The organism is Geothermobacter hydrogeniphilus (genome assembly GCF_002093115.1).
GTDB classification, from domain to species: Bacteria; Desulfobacterota; Desulfuromonadia; order Desulfuromonadales; family Geothermobacteraceae; genus Geothermobacter_A; species Geothermobacter_A hydrogeniphilus.
Genome location: NZ_NAAD01000001.1, coordinates 298,348 through 312,914, shown reverse-complemented (window position 1 = coordinate 312,914; position 14,567 = coordinate 298,348). Strand labels below are relative to the sequence as shown.

General features: G+C 59.0%; 15 protein-coding genes. 3 read left to right on the top strand and 12 right to left on the bottom strand.

All coding sequences use genetic code 11. From position 1 onward, the window contains the following. Positions 1–45 precede the first annotated feature (45 nt). The 3 genes from plsX to B5V00_RS01450 form a co-directional block, all read right to left on the bottom strand. Positions 46–1,044, bottom strand: a complete 999-nt coding sequence (gene plsX, locus B5V00_RS01460; protein WP_085008956.1) for a phosphate acyltransferase PlsX — start codon at positions 1,042–1,044, stop codon at positions 46–48. Positions 1,045–1,069: 25 nt separating this feature from the next. Then, a complete protein-coding gene (gene rpmF, locus B5V00_RS01455; RefSeq protein WP_085008783.1) occupies positions 1,070–1,249 on the bottom strand; it encodes a 50S ribosomal protein L32 in 180 nt (59 codons plus the stop codon). Between the two features lie 68 nt (positions 1,250–1,317). Then, a complete protein-coding gene (locus tag B5V00_RS01450) occupies positions 1,318–1,878 on the bottom strand; it encodes a YceD family protein (protein ID WP_172399570.1) in 561 nt (186 codons plus the stop codon). A gap of 227 nt (positions 1,879–2,105) precedes the next feature. On the opposite strand from B5V00_RS01450, the gene mazG reads away from it, so the two are divergent. Then, complete coding sequence (mazG, locus tag B5V00_RS01445; RefSeq protein ID WP_085008779.1) at positions 2,106–2,894, top strand: nucleoside triphosphate pyrophosphohydrolase; 789 nt, start codon at positions 2,106–2,108, stop codon at positions 2,892–2,894. A 269-nt stretch (positions 2,895–3,163) separates the two neighbouring features. Next, positions 3,164–3,556 (top strand): FxsA family protein, encoded by a 393-nt coding sequence (locus B5V00_RS01440; protein ID WP_085008777.1) that lies wholly within the window; start codon positions 3,164–3,166, stop codon positions 3,554–3,556. 220 nt (positions 3,557–3,776) lie between these two features. Here B5V00_RS01440 and htpG read toward each other — a convergent pair whose 3' ends face one another. The 4 genes from htpG to B5V00_RS01425 all read right to left on the bottom strand — a co-directional run bounded on the left by htpG (position 3,777) and on the right by B5V00_RS01425 (position 7,089). Continuing rightward, complete coding sequence (htpG, locus tag B5V00_RS01435) at positions 3,777–5,621, bottom strand: molecular chaperone HtpG (protein WP_085008775.1); 1,845 nt, start codon at positions 5,619–5,621, stop codon at positions 3,777–3,779. 303 nt (positions 5,622–5,924) lie between these two features. Further along, positions 5,925–6,398: a ferritin-like domain-containing protein gene (locus B5V00_RS01430; protein WP_085008773.1), complete on the bottom strand. Its 474-nt coding sequence runs from the start codon at positions 6,396–6,398 to the stop codon at positions 5,925–5,927. A gap of 16 nt (positions 6,399–6,414) precedes the next feature. Further along, complete coding sequence (locus tag B5V00_RS17085) at positions 6,415–6,582, bottom strand: hypothetical protein (protein ID WP_172399569.1); 168 nt, start codon at positions 6,580–6,582, stop codon at positions 6,415–6,417. An 87-nt stretch (positions 6,583–6,669) separates the two neighbouring features. Then, the gene (locus B5V00_RS01425) at positions 6,670–7,089 is read right to left on the bottom strand and encodes a secondary thiamine-phosphate synthase enzyme YjbQ (protein WP_085008771.1); all 420 of its coding nucleotides are present in this window, start codon (positions 7,087–7,089) and stop codon (positions 6,670–6,672) included. Positions 7,090–7,277: 188 nt separating this feature from the next. Here B5V00_RS01425 and B5V00_RS01420 point away from each other — a divergent pair, with 188 nt between their 5' ends. Then, on the top strand, positions 7,278–8,237 hold the full coding sequence (locus B5V00_RS01420) for a glucosaminidase domain-containing protein (protein WP_085008769.1): 960 nt from the start codon (positions 7,278–7,280) through the stop codon (positions 8,235–8,237). On the opposite strand, the gene B5V00_RS01415 is transcribed toward B5V00_RS01420, so the two are convergent. The 5 genes from B5V00_RS01415 to B5V00_RS01395 form a co-directional block, all read right to left on the bottom strand. After that, positions 8,231–9,292 carry a polysaccharide deacetylase family protein gene (locus B5V00_RS01415; protein ID WP_085008767.1) on the bottom strand — a complete coding sequence of 354 codons (1,062 nt, stop codon included), beginning with the start codon at positions 9,290–9,292 and terminating at the stop codon, positions 8,231–8,233. The genes B5V00_RS01420 and B5V00_RS01415 overlap by 7 nt on opposite strands. Before the next feature lie 20 nt (positions 9,293–9,312). After that, positions 9,313–10,782 carry an HD domain-containing protein gene (locus B5V00_RS01410; RefSeq protein ID WP_085008765.1) on the bottom strand — a complete coding sequence of 490 codons (1,470 nt, stop codon included), beginning with the start codon at positions 10,780–10,782 and terminating at the stop codon, positions 9,313–9,315. Between the two features lie 121 nt (positions 10,783–10,903). Further along, positions 10,904–11,251, bottom strand: a complete 348-nt coding sequence (locus B5V00_RS01405; protein ID WP_085008763.1) for a histidine triad nucleotide-binding protein — start codon at positions 11,249–11,251, stop codon at positions 10,904–10,906. Continuing rightward, positions 11,226–13,448 (bottom strand): ATP-binding protein, encoded by a 2,223-nt coding sequence (locus B5V00_RS01400; protein ID WP_085008762.1) that lies wholly within the window; start codon positions 13,446–13,448, stop codon positions 11,226–11,228. Before B5V00_RS01400 ends, B5V00_RS01405 begins: the two co-directional genes overlap by 26 nt. Next, positions 13,445–14,563 carry a metallophosphoesterase family protein gene (locus B5V00_RS01395; RefSeq protein WP_085008760.1) on the bottom strand — a complete coding sequence of 373 codons (1,119 nt, stop codon included), beginning with the start codon at positions 14,561–14,563 and terminating at the stop codon, positions 13,445–13,447. The genes B5V00_RS01400 and B5V00_RS01395 overlap by 4 nt, the downstream gene beginning before the upstream one ends. Positions 14,564–14,567 lie beyond the last annotated feature (4 nt).

The following is a 14,567-nucleotide window of genomic DNA, read 5'->3' as shown; positions in this document are numbered from 1 at the left end:
TCCTTCCTCACCCTCCGATTGAACATGGCCGGCAGACCTGGCGGATCATCCGCGGGATGGACCCTGCAATGCCGCTACCATGTTTTCGTTGACCCGCCTGACGACAGACTCTCGCGCCAGGCGGATACCGTTCATCACCGCCTTGGTATTCGACCCGCCATGACAGATCATCCCGGTACCGGCAATACCGAGCAGAGGCGCCCCGCCATACTCGGCGTAATCGATTTTCTTGCGCAGACGGCGAAATGCGGGCCGGGCGAGAAGATAACCGATCTTGGCCCGCAGGCTGCTTTTCAGTTCCTGCTTCAGCATGGTTCCGATGGCATCGGCAAGTCCCTCTGAAGCCTTGAGCACGACATTCCCGACAAACCCGTCGCAGACGACAACATCGACGCTGCCGTTGTAAATATCGCGCCCCTCGACATAGCCGACGTAATTGAAACCGGCCTTTTGGAGCAGATTGTGAGCCCCACGGGTCAGATCGGTTCCCTTGCTTTCTTCCTCGCCATTCGACAGCAGTCCAACCCGTGGCTGTCGTTTGCCGAGAATGTGTCGGGAATAAACCGCGCCCATCAGGGCAAACTGGGCGAGATGCTGCGGACGACAATCGACATTGCCCCCGGCGTCAAGGACCAGCGTCTGGTCAAGCAGGTTGGGCATGACCGTGGCGATGGCCGGCCGGTCAATTCCCTTGATCCGCTTCAGAACAAACATTGCCGCTGCCATGGTCGCCCCGGAATTGCCGGCGCTGACAACAGCATGAGCATCGCCGTTTTTGACCAGGTCGAACGCCACCCGCACCGAAGAGTCCTTCTTTTTCCGGACCACATCCGATGGCGAATCGTGCATGCCGACAACCTCGCTGGCATGCCGGATCGAGATATCCAGGCCTTCAACCTGATGCCGACTGAGTTCAGCCGAAACCCGCTCGGAGTTTCCCACCAGGATGACGGGGATATCCCAACGTCGCGCGGCCTCAACAGCTCCGGCGACTTCCACCACAGGGGCATTGTCCCCCCCCATGGCATCAACCGCGACTACAATTCTCTCACTCAAGCGAAGACCTCCCTCAGTCTTCGCTGCCGAGGACGTCCTTACCTTTGTAAACACCACAATTGGGGCAAGCCCGGTGCGGCTGCTTCGGCTCATTGCATTGCGGGCAGAGAGAAAGCGCGGGCGCGGAAAGAGAATCGTGGGAACGACGCATATCACGTTTGGACTTGGATGTTTTTTTCTTCGGTACAGCCATGAACTTGACTCCTTGTGCGGGGGCAACCCCCGTTTTCTATAATAGGAAATAGTGCCCGGACCGGCGCATCATTCCTTATTGAGTTTCAGGTTTTTCAATGCCGCAAACCTGTTGTTGAAATCATTATTCCGGCAGCCGCAGTCACCCCGGTTCAGATCCTGTCCGCAACGGGCGCAGAGTCCGGCGCAAGAATCGTCGCACAACGGCTTCGTCGGCAGGGCAAGAATCAGTTGTTCCGCGAAAATGTCATGCAGCTCGATGACATCCCCGGGAGCGTAAACCAGGCCGAGATCATCGGCGGTGAGTTCAACGCCCTCGCCCTCCTCATCCTCGGTCATGCTGATCTCGGGCAACTGACGGGCAAAGGTCAGATCGAATCCACCCTCAAGATGCTGGTTGAACTCTTTCAGACAACGACTGCAGGAAAGAACAGCATCACAACTGACATGACCGCTCACCTGCAACAGTTCTGAAACCCAGTGGGCATCAAGACTGGCCGCGATCGGGGTGACAAATCGACAGACACCCTGATCCTGCAGAGCAGTCAGGGCGACGAGGTCCTCCACTGACACATCAGCAGCGGCCGACAGCCCCTGCTCCGGTATCTTTTCCCAGTTGATCGTGAACAAAAACAGCCTCATCGGAACGAAAGCGGGTAGTATAAGACCTGCCCCGTTCATGTCAAGGAAAATCCCTGAAAACAGGCGCCCGGCGCGGGTTTTTCTATTAGCCTATTCCTGACTATTTTGCAAGCGGTTTCCAGCCCGCAAGGGCTATTGACTTGCCCCGTCAAGGTGATTAGCCTGACGGTAAACGTCCCTTCACGAGCGGGCCACTTTACGTCAAAGGAAACCTCTTGAAGAAAAACCTCTCCAGCAACCCCGGCGAAACGACCTCACCGGAAACCGCCATTGGTCGTCTGCTCCGGATCATGGCCACCCTGCGGGCTCCCGGAGGCTGTCCCTGGGATGCCCGCCAGACCCCGGAAAGCCTGCGACCCTACATTCTTGAAGAAGCCTACGAAACCGTGGAAGCTATCGCCACGGGCGGTGTGGACAAAATCCGTGATGAACTGGGCGATCTGCTGCTTCAGGTTGTTTTCCAGGCACAGATTTTCGCCGAAAAGGGAGAATTCAATTTCAACGATATCGCCGAGACGATCAGCAACAAGCTGATTCGGCGCCATCCTCATGTTTTCGCAGACGCCACATTTCAGAGCGAAGAAGAACTGCATCGTCAATGGGATGCCATCAAGCGGCAGGAACGAGGCGGCAACTCCGGCAGTTCATGCTACCTTGAAGATATCACAACAAACCTTCCCGCCCTGATGAAGGCCCAGAAGCTGATCAGCCGGATGGCAAAGAACAATGCCCCGCTGCCACAGGACATCACGTCCCCGGGTCCGACGTTGTCGTCCCGGGACAACGGATCTGATATCCACCGCCGAATCGGCGACCTGTTGTTCAGCGTCGTCAATCTGGCCGAACAACACGGATGCGATGCCGAAACAGCCCTGCTCGACGCCTGCGAAAGAGTTGATGCCGCGATTCACAGCGGAGAATCACGGGACGAAAAACAGCTGCCGGCAGCAGACGACACCGGGACTGAACCGCAACCTTCCGGAGTCCCGAAATCAAACCGTTGAAGTCGCCATTATCGTGGTCCCGACAAAAAACCGTGCCGTTTCAGGGTTCTTTCACCGTTTTCCACACCTGCTGTTGAAAAGCTGTGCAAAAGGCTGTGAACAACTACGGCCCACGGTGACAACTTGGCACACCTGGCACATTGCACATTTTTTAGTCATCAAAAATAGTTCCTTAAAAACATGGTGTTAGCAGCATTTTCGCAGATATGGTAGGCACCTAATGAAGCTAAAACCGATATGTTAGTTTTTCATATCAGAGAGAGGTCATCGTGTTCATAACCCTGATAGTCATCTTCATTCTGGTCCCGATTCTCGAAGTCTACACCCTGATTCAGGCAGGGGCCCTGATCGGTGTCGGACCGACCATCGCGCTGATCCTGCTGACCGGCATCGCCGGCGCCTGGCTGGCCAGATCGCAGGGACTGGAACTGGTCCAGCGCATTCAGAGCGAACTGACAGCGGGACGCATGCCGACCGAAGAACTGATCGACGGCGCGATGGTGCTGGTCGGCGGAGTGGTACTGCTGACGCCGGGATTCTGGACTGACCTGATGGGATTCATCTGCCTGGTTCCCGGCACTCGAAACCTGGTCAAAAAACTGCTGCGGCGCTGGTTCGAAAACCAACGCCGCAAAGGGACCATTCAGTTTAGGCGGTTTTGAAGGGTTGGCACATATTGCATATTCACTCCCGTCTTATGCCATGAAAGATTTTGATCCAGTTGGGCTCCTGCCGGCGCTTGCACCATGTAAATGACAGAAGAACTCCCCTCAACGCAAGCAGGCCGGCGATCGTAACCGCCGGCCTGCTGTACATACAATCAGACAACCTGAATCTGCGCTTAGCTTTAGGTAGTGCACTTTGAAGTTGAATCGATCAGGTTCAGCCCTTCTCCCCCGCCAACTGCAGGATCCTGCCGCTGCGCTCCAGGAATGCTTCCATGCGGTCCTTGTCGAAGCTGCGCTGCGACAAGCAGGCGAGGTCATAAACCTGACGCGCCAGCAGTTCGGCCGTTTCCTGATCTCCCGCTTCCTGCAGGGCGCGGATATTCTTCGCTACCGGGCTGGCGGCATTGACCAGCAGGGTGTGCTCGGCGAACAGGTCGGGTTCGGCATCCCCCATGGCACGCGTCATTTCCTTGAAGCGGCGGGTCTGCTCATTGAGCAGTACCACCCCCGGCACCGCGGCATCGCGCAGAGCTTCGACCCGCACCTTGAGCCCCTTGATATCGAGAACTTTACCGAAGAACTCCTGCAGCGCCTCGCTGAGAGTCTTCTGATCCTTGCCGCTGGCGATCTCCGATCCCGCCTCCGTATCCAGCAGTCCGTCGGCGATATCGGCATCGATGCGCTCGAACTTGACCTCGGAATTCTTCATCTCCAGGAACTGGATGAAGTGGCTGTCGATCATCGCCTCCAGCTTGAGGACCTCAAAGCCCTGGTCGGCGAACAGCTTCAGGTACGGCGCCTGAGCGGCCTCGTCGCTGGTGTAGAAGACCTTTCCCGCGTGCTTCTCTTTGGCGCGCTCCAGGTAGGCATCGAGGGTGGTGTATTTTTCCTCGCCAGTGGTACGGAAGACCACCTTGTCCGCGAGTTTCTTGTAGAACTTCTCATCCTTCATCATGCCGAACTTGACAAAGGTGTGAATATCCTCCCAGATCGGCCCGAAGCTCTCCAGGTCCTTGGCCAGTTCGACGATCTTGCCGGCCACGCGCCCGGCGAGGACCTCCTGGATCTTGCGCACCTGGGGCTCATTCTGCAGGTAGCTGCGCGAGACATTGAGGGGCAGGTCGGGAGCATCGAGACAGCCCTGCAGGGGAGTCAGGAACTCGGGGATCAACTCCCTGCAGTCGTCGGAGACGAACACCTGGTTGCAGAACAGCTTGATGTGGCTGGCGGTGACGTCAAACTCGTTGGTCAACCGCGGGAAGTAGACGATTCCCTTGAGATTGAAGGGGAAGTCGATATTGAGGTGGATCCAGAACAGCGGATCCTCGGCCAGCGGGTAGAGCTTGCGATAGAATTCGAGGTACTGCTCGTCGCTGACCTCGCTCGGGGTGCGGCTCCAGAGCGGCTCGCAATCGTTGATCGTCTCCCCGGCCAGGCGGATCGGCAGCGGCAGGAAATTACAGTAGCGCTTGAGGACTTCACGCAGGCGCGCCGGTTCGAGGAACTCCTTCGTATCGTCGGAGAGATGAAGGATGATATCAGTGCCGCGCTCCGCCTTGGGGAAGGAACGCAGTTCGTAGCTGGTCGAGCCGTCGCAGCTCCAGTGAACCCCTTCGGCACCTTCGGCGTAGGAGAGAGAACGAATCTCCACCTTGTCGGCGACCATGAAGGCCGAATAGAAACCGAGCCCGAAATGGCCGATGATCTGTTTCTTGTCTTCCAGATCCTTGAAACGGGAAACGAACTCTTCCGCCGACGAAAAAGCGATCTGGTTGATGTACTTGCGGACCTCGTCGGCCGTCATGCCGATACCGTTGTCCCGAACGGTCAGGGTGCCGGCATCCTTGTCGACCTCGATGTCGACGGCGTACTCGTCACTGAGCTGCAGCCCCTCAACGAGATTGACATGCTGCAGTTTGTGAATGGCATCAACCGCGTTGGACACCAGTTCCCGCAGGAAGATCTCGTGCTCGCTGTAAAGCCATTTCTTGATGATGGGAAAAATATTCTCGGTATGGATGGAGATTTCGCCCTGTTCAACCTTCGCCTTCTTCGTCATAAAAAAAACCTCCTGACAGCCGGTGCAACCGCCACCGGGATTTAATTTTTAAAATCCAAGGCCTGGCGAATATCGACCCGCCAGGCCTTTCCGGAACAGAAATTAATAACCCTCTCTACGGATGTCAAGGGGCCGGCAGGCTGATGAAAAAAACGTCCATCTGCTGCCTCCTTCCCCCGCGTCAACGTCTGACCTTCCGGTACGCCTTATTCAGCGGGGGTACGGACGCCCGCATCCAGACCTTTTTGCTCAGCCTGAGGAACCTGACGTTTCAACACCCGGCCGGCAACATGTCGTAGCCGCTCAGTTCTCACTCAAAAAATAGGTCTCGTAGAGATCTTCAAGCTTCTGCAGATGCCGACTTTCATCGTTGCCGATCTTCTCGAACATCTCGGCCATCGGCGCGCCGGCACAACCGCGGGCCATGCGCTGGTAGAAGTCGACGGCATTCTTTTCCAGGTGAATCGCGTAGGCCAGAGCCTCACGCACTCCGGAGTCGGGAGACAGCTCCCTGCGGGTCAGAACATAGTCGAGGTTCATGGTCGGCACCGGTCTCTGCAGCTGGTGTTCTTCGCCGACAAAACCCTCGATCAGGGCTTTTTCCAGGGCGTACTTGTGATCCAGTTCGTCCAGCGCCATTTCCTTGAGGATATCCCTGGCGTTGGCGTCCCGGACAATCATCAGTCCGCGCAGGTAGTGACGATAACCTTCATTCTCCATCTCGATGGCCATCTCAAGGGCCGCTTCAAACGTGTGACAAACCTGGGCTGTACTCATCAATCCAACCTTCCCGTCAATATATGACGATGTAATCATGCTGCCGGGCGATTTTGGAAATCTCCAGCACATCCTGGATACGATACTCGTGGCCGTCGAGGGTGAACAGGTAGCCGCCTTCCGGCAGTTCCTCGGCCAACTCCAGCAGGGATTCAAAGCTCGCGGTTTTGATCGTCTCGGTCAAAGGACTGCCTCCTGTTGAAAGTTTATCATAAACCTGAATCGGTTGAGTTCTTCAGCGACCGGTTTGAAAACGGAATCGAGCGCGGACTTATTCGCCGATGATCTTGACCAGCACCCGTTTTCGCCGCCTGCCGTCAAATTCACCGTAAAAAATCTGTTCCCACGGGCCGAAATCCAGCCGCCCTTCCGTGACCGCGACCACCACCTCGCGTCCCATCACCGTCCTCTTCAGGTGAGCGTCGCCGTTATCCTCACCGGTCAGGTTGTGCCGATAGAGGTCCAGCGGCTGGTGAGGGGCGATCTCCTCCAGCCAGCGCTCGAAATCGGCGTGCAGACCCGACTCGTCGTCGTTGATGAAAACCGAAGCGGTAATATGCATGGCATTGACCAGGCAGAGTCCCTCGGCAATGCCGCTGTCAGCCAGACAGTTCTCGATATCGGCGGTGATGTTGACGAATCCGCGGCGAGCCGGGATTTGAAACCACAATTCCTTGCGATATGATTTCACGATGAGCCTCCTTGGATAGGTCTATCAGCGGCAAGTCGCGATCCGGGGTTGCCTGCAGACCCCAGTAATGATATAAGATGCGCTTTTGGATACAGAAAACAATTAACAAATATTCAGTTTATCCACGTTCGTGAACCTGGCGCCCGTGAAAACCAAATGGAACGCGCACAGGATAACATTTTGGAATCATGAAGAAAACTTTCAGTTTAACACTGATCTTTCTGCTGGTCGTCCCGGTCCTGCTCAACGGCGGCTGTCGTGACATCGAAGCTTCGGCCGACTTGTCGACCCTCATCCCCCCCAAGGAATTAAGCCCGGCAACCGTTGACGAACTGGTTGCCGCCTTTGAATCCTACGGCTATGGCTGGGACCGTCTCGAACACGGTGTCCCGCCATTGATCCTGACCCGAATGCCATCGGACATGGACCGGATAACGGATGTCCGCAGCAGGAAAAAACTCTTTTTCCTCGCCCTGCTGCCGATGGCGCTGATGCTCAACGAAGAGATCGACCAGCAGCGCCAGGAACTGATTCACATCCTCGCCCGCATCGAGGACCGGCAGCCTCTCAGTACGGGACAACTGGTCGACCTGCAGGAGTTGCGGCGCTACTACAAGGTCAGGCAGAACCCACTGACCAGTGCCGCCGCCCGTCGGGAACTGCGGCGTCGCGTCGCGCCGGTCCCCCCCAGCCTGCTGCTGGCGCAGGCGGCCAACGAATCGGGATTCGGAACCTCCCGCTTCGCCCGAGACGCCAACAACCTGTTCGGCGAATGGACCTTCACCCCGGGAACCGGGCTGGTGCCGGCGGGACGCCCTGAAGGAGCCAGTTACGAAGTTCGGGTTTTCCCCTCCATCTACGAGTCGCTGCGCTCCTACCTGCGCAACATCAACACGCACTGGGCTTACCGACCGTTGCGCGCGCTGCGGGCGGAGTTGCTGAAACAGGGTCAACAGGTTTCGGGGACGGCGCTGGCCGCCGGTCTGGAACTCTACTCGGCCCGCCGCGGCGCCTATGTCGACGAAATCCGTACCATCATCCGCCACAACCAGTTGCAGCAACTGGCCCGGGCAACCCTCCGCACCCCCCTGCCGATCCAGCGCTACCGTCGCCCCGGCGGCCCTGTTTACCAGGTTGCCGCTCAATAGCCGCCCTCCGGCACCGAAGGCCGAATCCACAAATAGCTGAACCAGGCCCAGCCACCCTTTCTCAACGGCGCTGTCAGGGTGTACTTGCTGCGCCGCCCGGCAAGCGGCAGGCCGGCCCTCACCCGGAAACGGTCCTGAGTCCCGGGTACAGCCTGAATTTCTGCCGGAGGCTGCCCGGGAACATAGCACTGCAGACGACGCGGATCGACCAGATCGCCTGCCAGGCGGAATTCAAGCAGCGGCGGATTGTTCCCCTCGTCAAGCAGCGGGCCGGACGGCGAAAGAACCTCCACCGGCAATGAAAACATCCGCAGTTTCTGCCGGAACTGGCGCGGTGACGCGTAGGGGCCGCCCATGGGAAAGCGAGGCAGGGCGAACAGGTCGGTCCCGGCCGAAACCACTCCCGACTGTTGAGCGACGGCAGCCGTGAATCCCGCCTGCCGCACAAGATCCTCAACCACGGACGAATACTCGCCGTAGGGATAGGCGAAAATCCTCGGCCTCTTCTCCAGGTGGGTCGAAAAGGCCGCTGAGGCCCGTGCCAGATCATCCCTGAGCCGCTGTCGCCAGGCCAGCTCCGATTCACCCGGACGATGGTCGATCATGTGCAGGTGCGAGGCGGTGTGGTGGCCGATCGCCACTCCTTCCCGTTCCAGCGCCTGCAGATCCTTCCAGGAAAGATAATTCCGCCCCCCCACCGCATCGGTGTTGACAAACAAGGTGACCGGAAAATTGTAGCGCCGCAGCAACGGCATGGCGCCGGTCAGAAAACTGCGGTAGCCGTCATCCACGGTCAGAACGGCGCAATGTTCAGGCAGTTCCCGTCCGTCCCGGAGGCGTCCGACCACTTCGGACAAGGGCAGAACCGGGACCTTCTCCCGCTGCAGAATGTCAAGCTGCGCGGCAAAATCCTCAAGAGAGATGTTGGTTGAGGGGTAACGCGATTCACCGAAACGGTGATAGATGAAGATATTGGCCCGGCCCGCGTCGGCGCGGGAAGGAGCAGCCCCCTGAAAACAGGCCAGGATCAGGAGCAGGAAAAGAAAGACTTTCATGGATGGAAGACCCGTCGGTGTCAGGAATTCTTTTTGACTTTGCTGCGCAGGTAACGGCGAATGGCATTACGCGCCTTGGGGGTCACTGCCCACTCCAGCCACTTGGGCAGCACCGACGGGGTATCGCTGCGCTCGATGGCGATCTGGTCACCATCCATGAGCCGCGCCTTGAGCAGTCGGGTCTTGCCGTTGATCCGGGCCCGCCAGGCGTGCAGACCGAGATTCTCGTGAATATCGAAGGCGAAATCAAGTGCGCTGCTGCCCTCGGGCAGGATGCGCAGTTCGCCCTGCGGCGTGTAGACCCGAATCTGGGCCGAAGCCAGCCGCAGGCCTTCAGTATCGACCGCCGACTCGCCCTCAAACAGGGAGCGCATCAGTTTCTTGAAATTGGCCAACTGAAATTCAAAACCCGGCGCCAGCACCCCGGCCTCGTTGAAACGGGCGAACTTGCGGGTGGTGATTTCGACCCGCAGTCGATGTTCCGCGGCCTGCACGGTGGTCTTCAACGCCTGGTAGCCGTGATGCGAGGGGGCATTGAGGTGATCACGCAACTTGCCCGGAATCGGCGGGTAGAGACTGTGCAGCAGGCCCAGGACCAGGTAGGCATCCATCACCCGGTCGACCAGGATCTCCAGCGTGTAGGTGGTTGCCAGTCCGCGCGCCGTCAACCGCGCGGCGGCAATGGAAAAGGGCCGCCAGCGGTCCCGCTGCAGGCTGTTGAGCTTGTGATGTTCAAGGGAATTCTGGATCCTGGCGCGGATTTTCCGCAGCGCCGGAGCGGTGCGTTCCTGGATCGACTCCAGCGCCCGGCGATACCGCTCAGCCCGCGCCGGGTAAATGACATTCAGCGCCAGCGCGTCCAGCCGGGTGGCGACATAACCCATGCCGAGATGCTGGGCCAGGGGAACGTAGACGGCGCGGGTTTCTTCGGCAATCCGCAGCTGTTTGCCCTTTTTCAGCGCCCCGATGGTCTGCATGTTGTCGATCCGGTCCCAGAACTTGAGGCACAGCACCCGCACATCTTCAATCGCCGCCAGCAACTGCTTGCGATAGGTTTCGGCCTTGAGATCCTCCTTGCTGAGACGCTTGTCCTCGACCTTGGTCAGGCCGTTGACGAGCAGCGCCACCTCCCCGCCGAATTCGGCTTCGACTTCATCAAGGGTCATCGGCGTATCTTCGACCACGTCGTGCAGAATGGCGGCGATGACGGAGGGGAAATCCATCCAGTGGCGGGCGGCCAGGTGAGCGACCCGCAGCGGATGGAAGAAATAGGGTTCGCCCGACTTACGCACCTGTCCGCGGTGGCAGTTGCGGCCGATGCTGATCGCCTGCTGCAGGTCGTCAATCGACTGGTCAAGAACTTCTTCGCTCAATTCTCCGCCGAAATGAGTGACCAGCAGCTCCATCATTTCATTGACCAGGCGCTGTTCACGACGCCGGTCATGTGTTTCCGGGGCTGCGGAAGGATGATGTTGGGGTATTCCTGTCATTGAAACCTTATCCCGAATCGCTACCCCCGTGCTTCTTGCGGACGGGGCACCTGTTTCGGATCTATCTTAAAGAACACGGTCGCGTGCCGCAATACCGATTTGCATCAGGCGGCCTCGTCTCCTAACCCGGAGGCCAGCCCATGCGCCGTCCGCCGAGGAGGTGGAAATGAAGGTGCCAGACGACCTGGCCGCCGCCTTCATTGCAGTTGTTCACGATCCGGAACCCTTCGTCCGCGAATCCCTTATCCCGGGCGATCCGCGCGGCCACCCGGTGAATATGGCCGACCAGTTCCCGGTCTTCAAGGTCCAGATCGAGGGTGGTCGGGATATGCTTTTTCGGCAGCAGCAGGTAATGGTGCGGCGCCTGCGGCGCGATATCTTCGACAACAACGATCTCATCGTCCTGATAAACGAAATTTCCCGGGATCTCACCGGCGATGATTTTACAGAAGATGCAGTTGTCCGGCATTTTGCTCCTCCTTTATCGGTCTGGCGGGAGCCCGGCTCCCGTCGTCCAATGTTAGCACATGCCAGCGTTCCCGTGCGGCCCTTTTTGCCAACCGTTCATCATGACTGAAAAGGATAACCTGATGCTCAAGACTGAGTTTTTTCAGCAACTTGAGCATTCTTGCCTGACGATTGCCATCAAGGTTCACCAACGCGTCATCCAGCAGGATCGGCAGTTTGCGGCCGTGGGAAAACTGGTCAACGAAAGCCAGCCGCACCGCCAGGGCAACGGCGTCACGCGTCCCCCGGCTGAAATGAGTGAGCGGTTTCCAGCGCCCCCCCTCGTCGCGCAGGCTGATGGATAGATCCTCGTCCAGACGCGCCTCCCGGTAGACACCGTCACTGGCGGACTCAAGATAGGGACCGATGCGAGCGGCAAACCGCTCCAGGTAATCGGCCCGGAAATGACTGACGGAATCTCGCAACACCTCACAAGCCAGCGCAAGAACCCTTTTGCGGCCCTGCAACCTGACAACATCCTGCAGCACTTCGGCGCGGTCTTCCTCCAGTTGAGGCCGTCCGGCAAGCAGAGCTCCGCATTCGGCCCGGCGCATCCAGAGCCGGTTGCGCCGCTCCTCGGCGGCGGCGATCTTGCGGCGCAGCTGCTCAAGCTCGGCTTCAGCGTCGGCGAGTTCCGCCGCTTCCAGGTCCACACCGGGGCGCAGATTCCGGCCCTGCTGCCGCCGCTCTTCAACCAGGGCCAGGTCGCGCGTCAGCCGGCGGACCGTCCCGGCCAGTTCTTCAGCGGTGGGCAGCACCTTGAGGGCACTGTCGATCTCCCGCAGTTCCTGCAGTTTCTCACGATGACCGGCCCAGGCATCAAGCTGAGCATCCAGCACATCCAGCCGCGCGGCAAGACCCGCCGCGGCCAGGGGTTCTTCCAGCAGATCAAGTTGCCGTTGCAGTTCCTGCTGCTGCTGTTCAAGCAGTTGCGCCTTGCCACGCAGCTCACTGTGACGCACGGAACGGCTGACCCGTTTCCATATCGTCCAGGCCCAGACCGGCCCGGTCAGCAACACCCCCACCAGCAGGGCATAGATCCTCCACGGCTGAGCATGCCAGGCACCGAAACCGGCGCCGAGGACAACCAGCAGTGTCCAACCGCAAATCAAAAACATACTGCTTTTTTTCTCGTCGGCGAGATCCAGTCGCAGGCGTTGTTGTTCCTGCTGCAGTTGCCGAAGCTGCAGCAGACTACGACGGGCCTCCTGCAATCGTTCGTGCAGATCGACGGAACCATCTTCCGGCAGGGAAAGACCGACGGCGGAAAGTTGACGCCGCAGGGTTTCACGCTCCTGTGTCAGACACCGCTGCTGCGCCTGCTGCTCCCGCGCGATCGAAAATTGTTCTTCCAGGCGGCTCCGCTGCTCCTCCAGCTGCCAGTAAGTTCTGATCCACTGCAGATATTTTTCGCCCTTGTCCAGTTCACGCTGGTCTTCGGCGAGCCCGGTTTCGAGATCAAGCAGCTCGGCCTCAATCGTGGAGAATTCCTTCCTGGCGGTGACGGACTGCTGCAGCAGCCCGTCGAGGCGGGCAAGCTCCTTTTCGGCCAGCTCCAGTTGCCGGTCGCGGGTCTTGTCCTTGCCCCAGGGATTTTCCCGGGTCACGCTGAACAATGACTCCCGCAGATCATCAAGCACCTGGTCATAGTCGATTTCGGCGCTCCCCGACAGCAGGGTCTTGATACGTTCACTCAGGCTTTTGCCAAAATCGAGATCGAGATCCCCCTGGCCGAAAAAAAGGGTCGCACGGAACAGGTCCGCGTCCCTGAAACCGAGCAGTTCCTGCAATTCCAGCAGGTAGGCTTTCTTTTCCAGCGAACGCCCGCGGGGCGAGGCCTTGCCCGAAACCTGCCGCCGGGTCTGGTAGAGCTGATCGGCCCATTCGAGCCCGACCTCGTCGGTCATAAGATCGCGTTGGACACGCACACTGCCACCGGCAAGTTCGAATTGCAGGGCTCCGCGACAGGCGCCGCCCCGTCCCCAGGGCAGATAACGTTTTTTATCCCGAACCCCGAACAGGATTGCCGGCACCGCTTCCATCAGTGTCGACTTGCCTGCCTCATTGGGCCCCAGCACCAGGTTCAGACCACGGCGAAATTCAAAACAGCGTCGCGAGAAGCGGCCGAAGGACTCAAGGTCGATGGAACGCAGGATCATCGCGCTCCTCCCTGGAAACGGACCATCACTTCTCGAAAAGCCTGCTCGATCTCGTGACGCGAAACGTCATTGTCGGCAGCGGCCAGCAGCGACCGGAAGCGCCTGACACAGGCCCCCCGCACCGTCTCCTCCTCGGCGATTGCGGCGATAAAGTCCCCCTGCAGCCAGCGGGTTTCGTCGACCAGTTCGAGGTAGTCGAAGCGGTTCTCGGCGAAGGCGGCCAGATAGTCGCGATCAAGGGCCCGATCAAGAACTCCCCGCAGGCAGAGTCGAACGATCGTCCCCTCTCCGCCCATGGCGGCAATCGCTTCGGCAATGTCCGTATCGGTCATCTGCCCGTCGACCTCCAGTTCCAGTTCCAGCAGCTGACGGCTCTGCACCTCGACCGGCTCCATTACCGCCCGGCCCGGTTCAAGGTCAACAATCAGGGCGTGACGCGGCCCGTTCTCCCCGAACCGCTTCCCCTCCGGAGAGCCCGGATAACAGGCACGAAGCCGGTTCCCATCTTCGAGTTGCTGGAACCGGTGATAGTGGCCGAGGGCGACATAATCAAGCCCCCATTGTTTCAGCGCCGGAAAGGTGAAAGGCAGATCCTTGCCGCGGTATTGCCAATCCGGACTTCCTTCCAGCGATCCATGCAGCAGGCCGAGATGGATCCCGTCGCCGGGTCTGCGGGCCATGCAGGCACGCAGCTCGTCGGCGCGTCCTGAATCCCAGCAGCAGGAATAAAGAAAAACAACATCATCACGGACCGTGACTCTGACGGGGCCGTCATTCCGCACCAGTTGCAGCGCGCCCTTGAAACGTTCGGGATGATAAACCGACTCACCGGCAAGCAGATAGTCGTGAGTCCCCGGCAACAGCACCGGCAGAATCCCACGCTGGACAAGACGCTGCAGTTCGCCCTCGACACACCCGATCAGCGCCCGCTCGGGAGACGGGTTGTCGAACAGGTCGCCGGCAACCAGGAACAGATCGACCTCGCGCTGGATGGCAAGATCGATCACCCGACGGAAGGTACGGACAAAGTCCTGCTCCCGGACGGCGCCGAAAGAACCGAGAGCGGGAAAGGACGCGCCGAGATGGAGGTCGGCGGTATGCAGACAACGGATCATGGGG